General features: G+C 47.9%; 16 protein-coding genes. 15 read left to right on the top strand and 1 reads right to left on the bottom strand.

Annotation, left to right across the window (positions count from 1 at the left end; all coding sequences use genetic code 11):
- Window positions 1-20: 20 nt before the first annotated feature.
- The 14 genes from hslO to PIL01S_RS27530 all read left to right on the top strand — a co-directional run bounded on the left by hslO (window position 21) and on the right by PIL01S_RS27530 (window position 13,454).
- Window positions 21-908 (top strand): Hsp33 family molecular chaperone HslO, encoded by an 888-nt coding sequence (gene hslO / locus PIL01S_RS27465; RefSeq protein ID WP_127540879.1) that lies wholly within the window; start codon window positions 21-23, stop codon window positions 906-908.
- 23 nt (window positions 909-931) lie between these two features.
- The gene (locus PIL01S_RS27470) at window positions 932-1,882 is read left to right on the top strand and encodes a peptidyl-prolyl cis-trans isomerase (RefSeq protein WP_127540881.1); all 951 of its coding nucleotides are present in this window, start codon (window positions 932-934) and stop codon (window positions 1,880-1,882) included.
- A gap of 350 nt (window positions 1,883-2,232) precedes the next feature.
- Complete coding sequence (cysK, locus tag PIL01S_RS27475) at window positions 2,233-3,171, top strand: cysteine synthase A (RefSeq protein ID WP_127540883.1); 939 nt, start codon at window positions 2,233-2,235, stop codon at window positions 3,169-3,171.
- A 140-nt stretch (window positions 3,172-3,311) separates the two neighbouring features.
- Window positions 3,312-4,883 (top strand): anthranilate synthase component I family protein, encoded by a 1,572-nt coding sequence (locus PIL01S_RS27480; protein ID WP_127540885.1) that lies wholly within the window; start codon window positions 3,312-3,314, stop codon window positions 4,881-4,883.
- 47 nt (window positions 4,884-4,930) lie between these two features.
- The gene (gene pabA, locus PIL01S_RS27485) at window positions 4,931-5,506 is read left to right on the top strand and encodes an aminodeoxychorismate/anthranilate synthase component II (protein WP_095293379.1); all 576 of its coding nucleotides are present in this window, start codon (window positions 4,931-4,933) and stop codon (window positions 5,504-5,506) included.
- A gap of 2 nt (window positions 5,507-5,508) precedes the next feature.
- A complete protein-coding gene (locus PIL01S_RS27490; protein ID WP_127540888.1) occupies window positions 5,509-6,393 on the top strand; it encodes an aminotransferase class IV in 885 nt (294 codons plus the stop codon).
- The gene (gene folP, locus PIL01S_RS27495) at window positions 6,390-7,253 is read left to right on the top strand and encodes a dihydropteroate synthase (RefSeq protein WP_127540890.1); all 864 of its coding nucleotides are present in this window, start codon (window positions 6,390-6,392) and stop codon (window positions 7,251-7,253) included. Before PIL01S_RS27490 ends, folP begins: the two co-directional genes overlap by 4 nt.
- Window positions 7,254-7,356: 103 nt before the next feature.
- On the top strand, window positions 7,357-7,719 hold the full coding sequence (folB, locus tag PIL01S_RS27500; RefSeq protein WP_095362233.1) for a dihydroneopterin aldolase: 363 nt from the start codon (window positions 7,357-7,359) through the stop codon (window positions 7,717-7,719).
- Between the two features lie 9 nt (window positions 7,720-7,728).
- Complete coding sequence (gene folK / locus PIL01S_RS27505) at window positions 7,729-8,277, top strand: 2-amino-4-hydroxy-6-hydroxymethyldihydropteridine diphosphokinase (protein WP_127540893.1); 549 nt, start codon at window positions 7,729-7,731, stop codon at window positions 8,275-8,277.
- Complete coding sequence (locus tag PIL01S_RS27510; protein WP_095293384.1) at window positions 8,229-8,432, top strand: helix-turn-helix domain-containing protein; 204 nt, start codon at window positions 8,229-8,231, stop codon at window positions 8,430-8,432. The genes folK and PIL01S_RS27510 overlap by 49 nt, the downstream gene beginning before the upstream one ends.
- A 142-nt stretch (window positions 8,433-8,574) precedes the next feature.
- On the top strand, window positions 8,575-9,594 hold the full coding sequence (gene dusB, locus PIL01S_RS27515; protein ID WP_110756297.1) for a tRNA dihydrouridine synthase DusB: 1,020 nt from the start codon (window positions 8,575-8,577) through the stop codon (window positions 9,592-9,594).
- A 244-nt stretch (window positions 9,595-9,838) separates the two neighbouring features.
- Window positions 9,839-10,318, top strand: coding sequence for a transcription elongation factor GreA (gene greA / locus PIL01S_RS27520; RefSeq protein WP_095293395.1), 480 nt, complete (start codon window positions 9,839-9,841; stop codon window positions 10,316-10,318).
- Window positions 10,319-10,442: 124 nt separating this feature from the next.
- Window positions 10,443-11,954 carry a lysine--tRNA ligase gene (gene lysS / locus PIL01S_RS27525; RefSeq protein ID WP_127540895.1) on the top strand — a complete coding sequence of 504 codons (1,512 nt, stop codon included), beginning with the start codon at window positions 10,443-10,445 and terminating at the stop codon, window positions 11,952-11,954.
- Between the two features lie 162 nt (window positions 11,955-12,116).
- Window positions 12,117-13,454, top strand: a complete 1,338-nt coding sequence (locus PIL01S_RS27530; protein ID WP_127540897.1) for a TrkH family potassium uptake protein — start codon at window positions 12,117-12,119, stop codon at window positions 13,452-13,454.
- A gap of 143 nt (window positions 13,455-13,597) precedes the next feature.
- On the opposite strand, the gene PIL01S_RS27535 is transcribed toward PIL01S_RS27530, so the two are convergent.
- A complete protein-coding gene (locus tag PIL01S_RS27535) occupies window positions 13,598-14,197 on the bottom strand; it encodes a TetR/AcrR family transcriptional regulator (protein WP_127540899.1) in 600 nt (199 codons plus the stop codon).
- A gap of 200 nt (window positions 14,198-14,397) precedes the next feature.
- Here PIL01S_RS27535 and PIL01S_RS27540 point away from each other — a divergent pair, with 200 nt between their 5' ends.
- On the top strand, window positions 14,398-14,835 hold the full coding sequence (locus PIL01S_RS27540; protein ID WP_307721010.1) for a hypothetical protein: 438 nt from the start codon (window positions 14,398-14,400) through the stop codon (window positions 14,833-14,835).
- Window positions 14,836-15,004: the final 169 nt, after the last annotated feature.

Raw genomic sequence — 15,004 nt, forward strand, 5'->3', positions numbered from 1 at the left:
GCCAAAGGAGGCTGAATGACTTGGAAAACAACAAACAGGACCGCTTGATTCGCGGTACAGCAATGGAAGGACGGGTTAGAGCCTTTGCTGTCCAAACAACAGAGTTGGTTGAGGAATTGCGCAGAAGACATGATACGTTTCCCACGGCTACAGCTGCCATGGGGCGTACGGTAACCACTGCAGCCATCATGGGTGCAATGCTTAAAGGTGAAGAGAAGCTGACCATTCAGGTCAAGGGAGACGGTCCCATTGGACAGATTGTTGCCGATGCGAATGCCAAAGGGGAAGTTCGTGGTTATGTGACGAATCCGCATGTGCATTTACCAAGCAACAGTATGGGTAAGCTTGACGTTAGAGGAGTTGTGGGCACCGAAGGCTTCGTGAACGTAACAAAGGACCTTGGCCTGAAGGAACCTTATCGTGGCAGTGTACCGATTGTTTCGGGAGAGCTGGGCGAAGACTTCACATACTATTTTGCCAAATCGGAGCAGACACCTTCTGCTGTAGGCGTTGGCGTACTTGTAGATACCGACAATTCGGTCATTGTTTCCGGCGGATTCATTATACAGCTGCTGCCAGGGCTGACCGACGATGAAATCACCGTAATTGAAAATGCCATCAGTACGTTGCCTGCTGTGACGACGCTGCTGGAGCAAGGGCTTGAACTGGAAGAATTGCTGAAGCGTGTACTGCCGGATGTACAGGTTATGGATGGCATGGACATTCATTTCCGCTGTCAATGCTCCCGGGAACGGGTCGAAAAAACGTTGATCAGTCTGGGTCAGCATGAAATGGAACAACTGATCGAAGAAGAAGGCAAAGCAGAAGTGGTGTGCCAGTTCTGCAATGAAGCTTATGATTTCAATAAAGAACAACTCGAGACCATTCTAGAGCAAGCCAAGAACTGATATAAGCGGGGACGGGACGCGGAATGACGAGACAGGAAAAAGGGCTGTGGACGGCTGTAATTGTTCTGACGCTCGGCATGCTGGTGATGGGGACGGTAATGGTGGTTCAGGGTATCAGACCCGGTCGGGATGATGCAGATGCATCTCATGAAACAGGTCAGGAAGAAGGAAGCGCCATTGCCACAATTAACGGAGAGGTCATTACGGACAAGGAATGGACCGATGCGCTGAAACGGCGTTATGGGAGCGATATGCTGCTTCAGATGCTGAACCGCAAAGCGGTTTATGCGGAGGCAGTTGATCGGGACCTGACAGTCACACCGGAGGAAATAGCGAAGGAACTATCTGTTGCGATGGATGGCTATGATTCGGAGCAGGCATACTTTGACGAGATGAAGTCCCAGCTTGGCCTGACGAGACAAGAGCTTGAGCTAGAAGCTGGTTATCGGCTTTTATTGGAGAAAATCGCTACGAGCGGCATTCAGGTCAAGGATGCAGACATTGAGCATTACTGGGACGAGCATCGCGAGGACTTCATCTCTCCCGAGAAATACGATCTGTCCATGATTATGGTGGAAGATGAAGAGCAAGCCGATTCGTTACTGGATGATTTGGAGCAGGGTGCAGACTTCGAAGAAATGGCAAAAGCTGAATCAACAGACAGCTTCACCCGTGACGCTGGAGGGCGGCTTGGCTGGATTGAACAGAATGATCCGTTTCAGCCGGAAGACGTCATGAACCTGGCTGAACAATTGGATGTTGGCGATATTGCTGGGCCAGTACAGGTCGAAGATGGATATGCCATTATCAAATTAAACGATAAGCAGGATGCCCAGGTTCAATCCGCAGAAGAGGTACGTGAAGATATCCGGATGCAGCTGGCTCTGAGCCAGGCTGATCCACTTCCCCAGGTGGAAGAGAGGCTGCGCAACAAATATGAAGCCGTGATTATCGCTGAAATTCCCGCTTCCTGATTTTCACTGATCGATGGATAATTATTTGGGATGCTGCACCGTGATAAAAAATACTCTGTCTACGGGCTTAGGGCCCAGGACAGAGTATTTTTTTGACTACTCATATTGACAATGGCGTGCAACGTTGATAAGATAAAAATAATAAATACCTACTCGTTTACTCGGATTAAAAGCGATATTTAACCCTAAGAAACCTTCGGAAACCTCATATCCATTCCATGGATAGGCATTTGGGCCAGATGGAGTAAGGGATTTCCGCAGTTCTTCTATAACATCAAGAGGCTGCTCCGGCCGCACAATACAAGCAACAGGACTTAAGTATTATTCATCCCACTAAGGAGGGCATTCATATGGCTAAAGTTGTTAATAACGTAACAGAACTCATCGGAGGTACTCCGCTTGTTCGTCTCAACCGTATCGTACCTGAAGGCAGTGCTGAAGTATTCGTGAAACTTGAGTATCAGAATCCGGGTTCGAGCGTTAAGGACCGTATTGCGATCAGCATCGTGGAAGAAGCGGAAAAAGAAGGCAAGCTGAAACCAGGTGATACCATCATTGAAGCAACTAGCGGTAACACAGGAATCGGTCTTGCAATGGTAGCTGCAGCCAAAGGCTACAAGTCTGTCATTGTTATGCCTGAAACGATGAGCTTGGAGCGTCGTAACTTGCTTCGTGCCTATGGTTCTGAGCTGGTGCTCACGCCAGGATCCGAGGGAATGAACGGTGCTGTCAAAAAAGCAGAAGAATTGCTTAAGGAAAACCCATCGTACTTCATGGCTGAGCAATTTAAAAATAAAGCAAACGTAAAAATTCACCGTGAAACTACAGGTCCGGAGATCGTAGAAGCGATTCAATCGGTTGGTGGTACATTGGATGCCTTTGTTGCAGGGATTGGTACTGGCGGAACAATTACAGGTACAGGCGAAGTATTGAAAGAAGCCTTCCCTTCAATTAAAATCGTTGCTGTAGAGCCAGCTGCTTCTCCAATTTTGGCAGGTGGCAAGCCGGGTCCTCACAAAATTCAAGGAATCGGGGCGAACTTCATTCCTGAGATTCTGGATCAGGAAATCTATGACGAGATCATTCACATTGAGAATGATGATGCGTTCGAAACGGCTCGTCAAGTTGCGAAGGAAGAAGGCATTCTGTCCGGTATTTCTTCCGGTGCAGCGATTCGTGCAGGTCTGCAAGTAGCCAAACAGCTGGGTGCAGGCAAACGTGTTGTTGTTATCGTGCCAAGTAACGGAGAGCGTTACCTCAGCACACCACTATACAACTTCGAAGCTTAATCGTAAGCAAAATGATATCAATCCTCCGTACCCACATGCTGGGTATGGGGGATTTTTTGCTGAATGCTTTTAAAAGATGCGGCGCTTTAGTATACTATCAGACAATAGAACTAGCGACAGATGGAGGGCGGCTAACCGCAATGACACACCTGATGACAACATACGCCGACTGGACAGAGTGGGCCAGACAAGGATGGACCATGATGCCGTACATGATCAAGTCGGATGAGGGACCGGTTCATGGCGGTTTACCGTTAACATGGGAAGCAGCTTGGCACCAGGCTTCGCCCTATTCCATGGTGCTGGAGAACGGGAAGGGCGGAAGATATACATTTCTGGGATTGCACCCGGTATCCGTTATTTCAGGCAAGGGACATGAAGCGGTCATCTATGATCTGAAAAATGGATTGACGTCCACAGATACGGGTAAGCCGCTGGACGTGTTAAAAAGATGGTCAGCTCCGTACAGTGCCCCTAAAGTGAGTGAGGCTCCTGATTTTGGTGGGGGGAGTGCAGGTTACCTCAGCTATGACGTAGCCAGATCACTGGAGAAGCTGCCAATGCTCGCTGAAGACAATCCTGCTTTGCCTGACTACTGGTGGATGCGTTTTGAAGAGCTTTGGGCCTATGACCACGAACAAGAGGCACTGTTTTGTATGGTCCATCTGCCGCTAAGAGCTGAACCGGACGAGGCACACCTTCAAGTCTTGTATGCAGAAGCTGAAGAGCGAGCTGAAGCCATGCGGCAGCGGTGGCTGCATATTGTGGGCTATGCTCAGGCAGAGGAGCAGCAGCAGGCATTGGAGCATCGCAGCAGGCACATGCATCTGGCGCAGAAGCAGGAAGAGGCGGACAGGGAAACGGAAGGATGGCAGACATCATTTCCCCAACAAGATTTCGAACAGGCTGTACGCACCGTACAGGAATATATCCGGCAGGGTGATGTGTTCCAAGTAAACCTTTCGCTGCGGCAGGAAAAGCAAATCCAATCCACTGCCGAGCATATATACGAATGGCTGCGTCTTGTGAACCCATCGCCTTACATGGGAATGCTTCGCAGTCCGGACTTTCAACTGGTGAGTGGTTCACCGGAGCTTCTTGTCAAAGTGGATAACGGCAAGGTAAGTGCACGCCCAATTGCGGGCACCCGGAGAAGAGGTCGTGACGCAGCCGAGGATGAAGCTATGGCCGCTGAGCTGTTGAACAGTGAGAAGGAACGGGCGGAGCATATTATGCTGGTTGATCTGGAGCGCAATGACATTGGGCGCATTGCAGCCTATGGGTCAGTCCATGTGCCCGAACTGATGACCATCGAGAAGTATTCGCATGTTATGCATCTGGTTTCTCAAGTCGAGGGGAGGCTTGCGGAGGGTTTATCCGTTTTCGATGTCATTGCAGCCACCTTCCCTGGTGGAACGATTACTGGCGCTCCCAAAGTACGGACAATGGAAATTATTGAGGAACTTGAGCCTGTGCGGAGAGGTCCCTATACAGGATCCATCGGGTGGATGGACTACAGTGGGAATATGGAGCTGAACATCGTTATCCGAACACTTGCCATCAAGGATGGAGTGGGCTATGTTCAAGCGGGCGCAGGCATTGTTATTGACTCCGACCCGTATCGGGAATACAAGGAGTGCCGGAATAAGGCGAGAGCCATGATGAGGGCCGTGAACTACAGTGAGCAAGCGGAAGCAGTCAAACTAAACTAATCGAAGCAACCGTCATTACATGACGGAAGAAGAGGAGGAACAAGAATATGATACTGGTTATCGACAATTACGACTCCTTCACATATAACCTGGTTCAATATCTGGGTGAGCTGGGAGAGACGGTGGAGGTTCGCCGGAATGATGAGATTGACTTGGCAGGCATTGAGGCATTGGCACCTGATCATATTTTGATCTCTCCTGGACCTTGTACCCCGAATGAAGCAGGCATCAGTCTGGCTGTTATCGATCATTTCAAGGGTAGTATTCCGATCTTTGGCGTTTGTCTGGGACACCAAGCCATTGGACAGGCTTTTGGAGGCAACGTTATTCGTGCAGATCGCATGATGCATGGCAAAACCTCAGAAATGCATCATCATGGAACGTCTGTCTTTGCCGGACTGCCTTCCCCGTTTACGGCAACCCGCTATCACTCCCTTATTGTAGAGCGCAGCAGTTTGCCGGATTGCCTGGAGATCACAGCCGAGACGGCAGAAGGTGAAATTATGGGACTGCGCCATAAGGAGTTTGCCATTGAGGGCGTTCAGTTCCATCCTGAATCGATCATTACAGATCATGGGCATCAGATGCTGCGTAACTTTCTGTCCCAGAAGGTGAAGGTATAGGAATGCAGTACGCCGCGATAAACGGAAATGTGGTTCATATGGCGGCAGCCGTGGTTCCGGTAACGGATCACGGCTTTTTGTACGGACTGGGCTTGTTCGAGACTTTTCGGACTTATCAAGGCCTCCCCTTCTTGCTGGATCGCCATCTGGAACGAATGGCTGCAGGTTGTGCGGAGCTTGGAATCCCATTTACTACGACAGTTGAGGAACTGAAGGACTGGATCGATCGTCTGCTGCAGGCAAACGGGCTTCGAGATGCGTACGTACGATACACGGTTTCAGCAGGTGAAGCTGCGCTAGGATTGCCCTCCGGGGATTATGAAAGCCCCAATCATATTGTATTTGCAAAAGCATTGCCTGAGCCCTCTCCATTCTTATACGAGAAGGGCAAAATGCTTCAGTGCTTATCGACGGTTCGCAACACACCTGAAGGTACTATACGGTTCAAATCACTGCACTACATGAACAGCATCCTGGCCAAACGGGAATTGAATGGATACGGTAAGCCTGCTCAAGGGGCAGAAGGCCTGCAGCTGACCCGGGAAGGTTATGTGGCTGAAGGTATTGTCAGCAATGTATTCTGGGTAAGGCAGGGTGTTCTCCATACACCATCCACCGAGACGGGGATTTTGCCAGGCATCACACGGGCAGCAGTTCTGGAACTTGCAGCTGATATGGGATTAGCCAGCTCCGAGGGCTTGTACACCTGGAATGAGCTGCAGGAAGCAGATGAGATATTCCTGACAGGATCGGTAGCAGAGCTTGTGCCGGTTACGACTTTACGAGGACAGAACGGAAACGAAACGATAATCAGTAACGGACATATCGGCCCGGTTACAGCAGCACTTCTGGGTATGTACCGTCAGAAAGCGGGGTATACTTCATGACACTCACACCAGTCATTTACGAACGGAACTATTCATGGGGGCCAGCTGAACTCAAGCTTGGTACACGGACACAGATCATGGGTATCCTTAACGTTACGCCGGATTCCTTCTCCGATGGCGGACGCTACAATCAGGTAGACCTGGCAGTTGCCCATGCGATACAGATGATGGAGGATGGAGCAGATCTGATTGATATCGGAGGCGAATCGACACGCCCAGGGTCGGAGACCGTCAGTGCCGAGGAAGAACTCAGCCGAATCATACCTGTGATCGAAGCATTGAAGCTTCAGGCACCGCATATTCCGATATCCGTGGATACCTATAAGGCGGAAGTTGCAAGGCAGGCTATCCTAGCCGGTGCTCACATCATTAATGATGTATGGGGAGCCAAGGCAGACCCGGATATGGCCCGCACGGCTGCAGATCTGGGATGTCCAATCATTTTAATGCACAATAGACCCGAGCGGGATTACACAAGTTATCTGGATGATGTGGTTCAAGATTTGCAGGAAAGCATCCAAATTGCTTTGAACGCCGGAGTGCAACCGGATCAGATTATTCTCGACCCTGGTATTGGCTTCGTGAAGGGTATTACGGAGAATCTGACTCTGATGTCCTCCCTTGGGCTTCTTAATGAGTTGGGGTATCCGGTTCTGCTGGCTACTTCACGCAAGCGATTCATTCAGAACACCCTTCAAGTGCAGGCGAATGACGCAGTAGAAGGGACAGCAGCAACGGTTGCATTCGGCATCGCCCAAGGCTGCCAGATGGTTCGGGTTCATGATGTGAAGCCGATTCGGCGGACGGCAGACATGTGTGATGCCATGTTGTATGCCTCTCCGGGTCTGCGGAGGAAATAACCTGGCGGGTCCAATTGACCCGCTCTAGGAGCGAAGCGTTTTGCACGAGGTAACGAACGAGTAGTAACACACAATCTCATATTATAGAAGGCGGGCGAATCCTATGGATAGAATGGTACTGCATCGGATGGAATATTACGGATATCATGGTGTTTTTGCAGAAGAGCGGAAGCTCGGACAGCGCTACTACATAGATCTGGAACTGGATATGGATCTTGGGGAAGCTGGGCGTACAGATGATCTGACCAAGACCGTTAATTATGCCGAAATTCATGAGCTTGTGAAACATATTGTGGAAAACAAATCATTCCAGTTAATTGAAGCTTTGGGCGAACATATTGCATCTTCGTTACTGGACACTTATACTATTATCAATGCATTGACAGTTAAGGTGACGAAGCCGCATCCACCGTTTGATATTCATTTTGAGGGCGTAACGGTAGAGCTTCGCCGCACAAGAAAGTGAGAACCGATCATGACTGCACATTCGACCTCTGAATATTCAGAGGCTTATATTGCTTTAGGGGCCAATTTGGGTGACCGGGAACAGACGTTGCTTGAAGCGCTGACGTTACTCGATGCACACCCTGATATAGAAGTCCTTCGATGTTCATCGCTATATGAGACAGAGCCTGTAGGTTATGTGGATCAGCCTTCATTTTTGAATATGGCTGCTGCAGTACAGACGCGTCTTACTCCCGAGCAGCTCCTGACCGAATTGCTGGATGTCGAGAATCGGCTTGGGCGAGTTCGCGATATTCGCTGGGGTCCTCGAACAGTAGATCTCGATTTGCTCTGGATGAATGGGCAGAATCGGGATACCGAATTGCTTCAATTACCGCATCCACGGATGGGAGAACGGGCATTTGTGCTTGTTCCATTGTCAGATATCGTACCTGAAGGCGAGCTTTCAGGCTTGTATACCTATGTACACTCATCGTTGTCTGTACTGGATGGAAAGGATGGAATACAGCTTTGGAAAACGTGCAACTGGCGAGCCGCATCCGGGCCTTTCGGAAGCTGAAAGGTTTAACACAACAGGAACTTGCAGCTGGTACTGGCATATCGCTTGCTATTCTGGGAACGATTGAACGGGGGAACCGCAAGGTATCCGAACAAGAGCTGGAGCGCATTGCAAGCGTGCTGAACATCAGCGTTGAAGAAATGCAGGGTAAATAGAGTTCATTCACTATATAGTCACTCATGAGTATATAAAATGTTTTATGAAAGACACATATCGTTAATCGTTGATTGTATATAGCACAACAGGACCGGGATTCATGTAAGAATCCGCGGTATTCAGAAGGAGAGAAACACAGAAATGCTGAAAATCGGTGGCATTGAAATGAAAAACCAGGTCGTACTTGCGCCGATGGCTGGCGTGTGTAATCCGGCTTTTCGCCTGATTGCAAAGGAATTCGGAACAGGGCTTGTATGTGCGGAAATGGTAAGTGGCAAAGCCATCGTGCATGGCAACAAGCGTACACGTGAGATGCTGTTTGTAGATGAGCGGGAGAAACCACTCAGCCTGCAGATTTTTGGTGGAGACCGTGAAGCGCTTGTAGAAGCAGCCAAGATTGTAGACAAAGAAACCAACGCAGATATCATTGATATCAACATGGGATGCCCTGTGCCAAAAGTAACGAACTGTGATGCAGGAGCGCGCTGGTTGCTTGATCCGAACAAAATCTATGATATGGTATCCGCTGTTGTGGACGCAGTCGAGAAGCCTGTGACCGTCAAGATGCGTATAGGCTGGGATAACGAGCACATTTTCGTCGTTGAAAATGCACTCGCGGTAGAACGTGCTGGAGGTCAGGCGGTAAGTGTGCATGGCCGTACACGAGAGCAGCTCTATACAGGTACAGCTGACTGGTCCCATATCAAAAATGTAAAAGAGGCAGTCTCCATTCCGGTGATCGGGAACGGTGATGTATCTTCTCCTGAAGATGCACGCCGCATGCTGGACGAAACGGGCTGTGATGGGGTCATGATCGGCCGAGCTGCACTGGGTAATCCCTGGATGCTGTATCGTACTATTCAATACCTGAGTTCCGGCGAATTGCTTCCTGATCCGGGTGCAGAAGAGAAAATCCGTGTTGCCATTCTCCATATGGATCGTCTGATTGCTTTGAAGAATGAGGCCGTAGCGGTTAAGGAGATGCGTAAACATCTGGCTTGGTACCTGAAAGGATTGAAAGGTTCTGCACGCATCAAGGACGTTATTATGGAAGGAACCAAACGTGATCAGATGGTACAGATTTTGGAGAACTTTGTAGGCCAGATTCAAAATGAAGAGCACGTTGATGCGGAATCAGCAGTAGCCGAAAATGCATCCTAATCCTGTCCTGTAAAACGTTTACAGATATAAGGGGTGTAACATTGACTTTTCGAGACCGTTCCCCTATAATTTCACAGTATAAATTCGCCATGTGCGTTATAAGGCTAGTGCATCAGGAGGAACGTTCTGTTTCTCTGGAGAACTTCATATAGTTTTGAAGATATATGCGGTCGGAGCTCTGTATTCAGCATTGGTTCCGTTCCCGTGCAATCAAATTATTCCCATGACAGGAGAATCGGTTGAGATGAGCGATAAGGAAGTTATCCTTACACAAGAGGGACTCAAGAAGCTGGAAGAAGAACTGGAAACACTGAAATCGGTTAAGCGCCGCGAAGTGGCTGAACGGATCAAAGTAGCCATCGGGTATGGCGATATCAGTGAAAACTCTGAATACGAAGACGCGAAGAATGAGCAAGCCTTCATTGAAGGTCGTATCATCACTCTGGAGAAAATGCTCCGGAATGCGCGGATCATCAACAGCGATGAAATTGATACCGATGCGGTAAGCGTAGGTGCAACCGTAACTGTAGAAGATCTGGAATTCGGAGATATTACAGAGTACACAATTGTAGGTACCGCGGAATCCAATCCGCTTCAGAACAAAATATCGAACGAAAGCCCTGTTGGAAAAGCCATTTTGGGCAAGAAAAAAGGCACCGTTGTTGACGTAAGCGTACCAGCTGGCGTAATTCAATATAAAATTGTAGATATTAAGAAGCAATAGTTAGTATTGTAATGAAGCAGTCGGGCACTGAGACAAAAGCTTCCTTAGGGAAGCTTTTTTCAACATTTGAGGAAGAATACATCTGAGGATGTCTGCAATGTAAATAAGGAGATGAATATAGATCATGACGGATGAAGTCTTGAATCAGGAAACCGAACTTAGCGAGCTTTTGCAAATTCGCCGCGACAAATTGGACGAGCTCCGCAAATTGGGAATCGACCCTTTTGGCCAAAAATACGTACGTACCGAAGAAGCCGGTTCTATTCTGAAGAAGTATGAAACACTGACCAAGGAAGAGCTGGAAGAGAAGCAGATCGTAGTCAGTATTGCCGGACGGATTATGGCGAAGCGGGGAATGGGTAAGGCAAGCTTTGCGCATATTCAGGACCTGAGCGGCAGAATCCAGATCTATGTTCGTCAGGATACGGTAGCTGAGGACAAGTTTGCGGCTTTCAGCCTGCTGGACCTCGGTGATATCGTTGGAGTTAGCGGTGTAGTCTTCAAGACCAAAACCGGTGAAACGTCAGTTAAAGTAAAAGATTTGGAAGTACTGTCCAAGTCGCTGTACCCGCTTCCGGATAAATATCATGGTCTCACCGATGTAGAGTTGCGTTATCGTCAGCGCTATGTGGACCTGATCATGAATCCAGAAGTACAACAGACCTTTATTACACGTTCCAAAATCATTCAGTCGATGCGCCGCTACCTGGACTCCCTTGGCTATCTTGAAGTGGAAACTCCTACACTACACAGCATCGCTGGTGGTGCGGCTGCACGTCCGTTCATTACGCATCATAATGCGCTCGACATGGAGCTGTACATGCGTATTGCAATTGAGCTTCACTTGAAACGTCTGATTGTAGGCGGACTCGAAAAAGTGTATGAAATCGGCCGTGTCTATCGGAATGAAGGGATGTCGACTCGTCACAACCCTGAATTCACGATGATTGAGCTGTATGAGGCGTATGCCGACTATAAAGATATCATGCAATTGACCGAAAATCTGGTTGCTCATATTGCGCAGGAAGTGCTTGGAACACAAGTGATCCAATATGCTGACTACCAAGTAGATCTTACTCCGCAATGGCGCCGTGTAACGATGGTAGATGCGGTTAAGGAAGTCGTTGGTGTGGACTTCTCCGTGCAAATGACAGATGAAGAAGCTCACCAGCTGGCCAAAGAGCACAAGGTTCCGGTAGAGCCGCATATGACGTTTGGCCACATTTTGAATGCATTCTTCGAACAGTTTGTTGAAGAAACGTTGATTCAGCCAACATTTATTATGGGACACCCGGTTGAGATTTCTCCACTGGCGAAGAAAAGTGATGCAGATCCGCGTTTCACAGACCGCTTCGAGCTGTTTATCGTTGGACGCGAGCACGCAAATGCCTTCACCGAGTTGAATGATCCGATTGATCAGCGTCAACGCTTTGAAGCACAACTGCTGGAGAAAGAACACGGGAATGATGAAGCACACGAAATGGATGACGACTTCATTCGTGCACTCGAATACGGAATGCCGCCAACAGGCGGATTGGGTATCGGGATCGATCGTCTGATCATGTTGCTCACCAACTCACCGTCCATTCGTGACGTACTGCTCTTCCCTCACATGCGTCCACGTACGCAAGAATAATAAGGAACGTATTACACGTTCATAATAGAAGAGGAACCTGCCATTCAGTAACATGCTGGGGCAAGTTCCTCTTTAGGTTTACATAGGACGCTTTCGAAGGTTCCTTGGTTCGTTTAGATCTGATTAATTACAGATTGTATTATGTTAAAAGAGGTGCCCTTCATGAAATTCAGGCTTCACATTGCCAAATTTCTGTCACCCCCGCTTATTTTGGTTGGCGGTTTCCTGCTGATTATCTCTATTGGTACCATTCTGCTGATGCTGCCTATTTCAAACCGAAGCGGTGAGCATCTGGCGTTCATTGATGCGTTATTTACGGCGACTTCAGCAGCATGTGTGACTGGACTGGTCGTTGTGGATGTAGGAACGACGTTTAATCTGCTTGGACAGATTGTTATCATGGTACTCATGCAGCTTGGCGGACTCGGCTTCATGACCATTGCAACGCTGTTTGCACTTGTCCTGGGTAAACGGATATCCCTCAAAGACAGACTGCTTCTGAAAGAGGCCATTAATGCAGACAGCATGGAAGGTATTGTGCGCATTATCCGTAAAGTACTGATCTTTTCCTTTACGATTGAGGGTGTGGCTGCTGTGATCCTGGCTTTGCGCTGGGCAGCCGAAATGCCTCTGGGACAAGCAGCCTACTATGGGATATTTCACTCGGTTTCCCTGTTTAATAATGGTGGATTTGACCTGTTTGGCAACAGCTTTCAGTATTATACCGGCGACCTGTTGTTTAACCTGACTGCATCTGTGCTCGTTATATCTGGTGGACTCGGCTTTGTGGTTCTGAATGACCTGTTTGAGTTTCATAAACGCCGCCGTTTATCGCTCCAGTCGAAGCTGGTACTTTCCGTTTCTGGTGCGCTGATTGGTATTGGAGCCCTTGTGGTGTTCATCTTTGAATTCACTAATGGACATACGCTTGCTTCGCTGACCTGGCCTGAGAAGATCTATGCCTCCATCTTTCAGTCTGTGTCTACAAGATCGTCTGGAACAAGCTCGATTGATATAACGGAGATGAGACAGGCGACCCAGTTCTTCTTCATACTGCTCATGTTTATTGGAGCTTCACCGGGTTCAACCGGTGGCGGAATCAAGACAACGACTTTCCTGATTATGATTGGTGCGGTGTATGCCATGATTCGCGGCAATAAGGATATTGTGTTTTTCCGTTCTCGTGTTCCCAAAGAACTGCTCATGAGGGCATTGACCATCATTATGGTCTCGTTAATCATCTTCATGATTGTGGTCATGCTCCTGCTTACAACCGAAGATGCCCCATTCCTGCCACTGATGTTTGAAGCTGCTTCCGCGATAGGTACGGTGGGTCTGTCCGTAGGGGTGACTCATGAGTTAACCGATATAGGAAAAGTCATTATTTGTTTTACGATGTTTATTGGCCGGATCGGACCATTAACCATTGCATATGCACTTCGTCCACGCAAAGAGAAGAAGTTGTACCGTCATCCGGAAGGCCGGATTATTATCGGATAGAGAAAAACCATCAGACAGCGGTCTACCTCCTGAAATAACAGGAAGTGGACTCGAAACGTCTGACGGTTTTTTTGTTTTATGGGCAGGTCTTCTGTTGTTCAAGCTTTCGTTAAGTCTAGTTGTAATAAAACAGTACCAAGCTTTTATTCTTCTGCGCGACACAATGCTGCAAGATGTAGTGAAAGAGCATTTTCCATAATTTCAGAGGTCATCTGATCGGGTCTGAGTACGGCGTGAATGGACAGTCCGTCCACCAGGGCATAGAGACGCTCTATCTCCAGTTCTTCATTGAGGTCAGCTCGTGAGAGATTAAGTTTAACAAGGTACGTGATTACCGTGGCTATGGCTTGTCTAATTTCATCATAAACCTTGTCAGCAAGTGCTTTGAGAGCCGGATCAGTTTTGGACTTGGCTGCAAAAGCAAACCACACCTCCATTTCGGCCATTTTTTCGTCCGTGTTAGGCATGAATTCGAGCAGCAGAAGTTTCATATTCTCCATAGGTGAACCGTTGAACGACATCTGCTTAATTCGGTTTGATACCCTTTCGGATACCAAATTCATTGCATATAGAAGTAATTCGGATTGAGTTGAGAAATAGTGACGCATTGAACCGGCAGATATTCCTGCTTCTTCAGCAATATTTCGGACAGATGCTTGCTCCATGCCATCTCTGCGTATAATGCGCCAAGCTGCTTCAGCGACAAGGAGTCGCTGTTTGTCATGATCTACTATTTTAGGCATATGTGAATTATAACACTATTGCTTAATATAATACAAACGTGTTAAATTGTATTTAGCACAATTGTGTCATAAAAAAAGGGGGGATTATGATGATTGCCTATTTTATAATAGGATGTGAAATTGCTTTTTGGATTTTCGTCGCTGCTGGGTTATGTGTAAGATACTTGCTAGGAAAGAAGCGTCTAGGAATTACTTTACTGATGGCGACGCCTATTATCGACTTGTTGTTATTGGTGGCCACGGTTGTTGATCTGCAAAGAGGGTCTACAGCGAGTATGGTCCATGGTATTGCGGCCATATATATAGGTGTCAGTATTGCTTTTGGTCATCAGATGATTGCGTGGGCAGATCGATACTTTCTATTTTGGTTTAGAGGTGGAGAGAAACCGCGCAGCAGGAAAGCATACGGAAGCGAACATGCAAGTCAGGAACGGAATGGATGGTTTCGACATCTGGCTGGCTACATCATAGGGAGTTCTTTCTTATTGATTATGATCTGGTCGATTGGTGATCCTGCCCGTACTGAAGCATTCGTGAACATCGTAAGAGTGTGGGGAGTTATATTGGTCATCGACTTCATAATCAGTTTCAGTTATACCCTTTGGCCCAGGAAGATGCCTGTGAAGAAAGTGGAGTAGGGAATATTTCACTTATTCAGAACGTCCGTATCACCAGATGGACATGTGCTCATTGAGACCGTTTGTGCATGTCCATTACAGCGCTACATCCAGGCAGGTTATAAAACATAGTATCGGAAGTGATTATGATCAGGTTATTGAAGTGTATGTAGTAAATATAATTTTTTAG

It is taken from the genome of Paenibacillus illinoisensis NBRC 15959, from assembly GCF_004000925.1.
GTDB classification, from domain to species: Bacteria; Bacillota; Bacilli; order Paenibacillales; family Paenibacillaceae; genus Paenibacillus; species Paenibacillus illinoisensis.

What these genes read in the sequence shown, in the direction of transcription:
- lysS (WP_127540895.1), top strand. Translation starts at nt 10,443, where the DNA reads ATGACGGATGAAGTCTTGAATCAGGAAACCGAACTTAGCGAGCTTTTG.
- PIL01S_RS27540 (WP_307721010.1), top strand. Translation starts at nt 14,398, where the DNA reads ATGGCGACGCCTATTATCGACTTGTTGTTATTGGTGGCCACGGTTGTT.
- PIL01S_RS27490 (WP_127540888.1), top strand. Translation starts at nt 5,509, where the DNA reads ATGCAGTACGCCGCGATAAACGGAAATGTGGTTCATATGGCGGCAGCC.
- folB (WP_095362233.1), top strand. Translation starts at nt 7,357, where the DNA reads ATGGATAGAATGGTACTGCATCGGATGGAATATTACGGATATCATGGT.
- PIL01S_RS27480 (WP_127540885.1), top strand. Translation starts at nt 3,312, where the DNA reads ATGACACACCTGATGACAACATACGCCGACTGGACAGAGTGGGCCAGA.
- cysK (WP_127540883.1), top strand. Translation starts at nt 2,233, where the DNA reads ATGGCTAAAGTTGTTAATAACGTAACAGAACTCATCGGAGGTACTCCG.
- folP (WP_127540890.1), top strand. Translation starts at nt 6,390, where the DNA reads ATGACACTCACACCAGTCATTTACGAACGGAACTATTCATGGGGGCCA.
- dusB (WP_110756297.1), top strand. Translation starts at nt 8,575, where the DNA reads ATGCTGAAAATCGGTGGCATTGAAATGAAAAACCAGGTCGTACTTGCG.
- greA (WP_095293395.1), top strand. Translation starts at nt 9,839, where the DNA reads ATGAGCGATAAGGAAGTTATCCTTACACAAGAGGGACTCAAGAAGCTG.
- PIL01S_RS27535 (WP_127540899.1), bottom strand. Translation starts at nt 14,197, where the DNA reads ATGCCTAAAATAGTAGATCATGACAAACAGCGACTCCTTGTCGCTGAA.
- PIL01S_RS27470 (WP_127540881.1), top strand. Translation starts at nt 932, where the DNA reads ATGACGAGACAGGAAAAAGGGCTGTGGACGGCTGTAATTGTTCTGACG.
- folK (WP_127540893.1), top strand. Translation starts at nt 7,729, where the DNA reads ATGACTGCACATTCGACCTCTGAATATTCAGAGGCTTATATTGCTTTA.
- PIL01S_RS27530 (WP_127540897.1), top strand. Translation starts at nt 12,117, where the DNA reads ATGAAATTCAGGCTTCACATTGCCAAATTTCTGTCACCCCCGCTTATT.
- pabA (WP_095293379.1), top strand. Translation starts at nt 4,931, where the DNA reads ATGATACTGGTTATCGACAATTACGACTCCTTCACATATAACCTGGTT.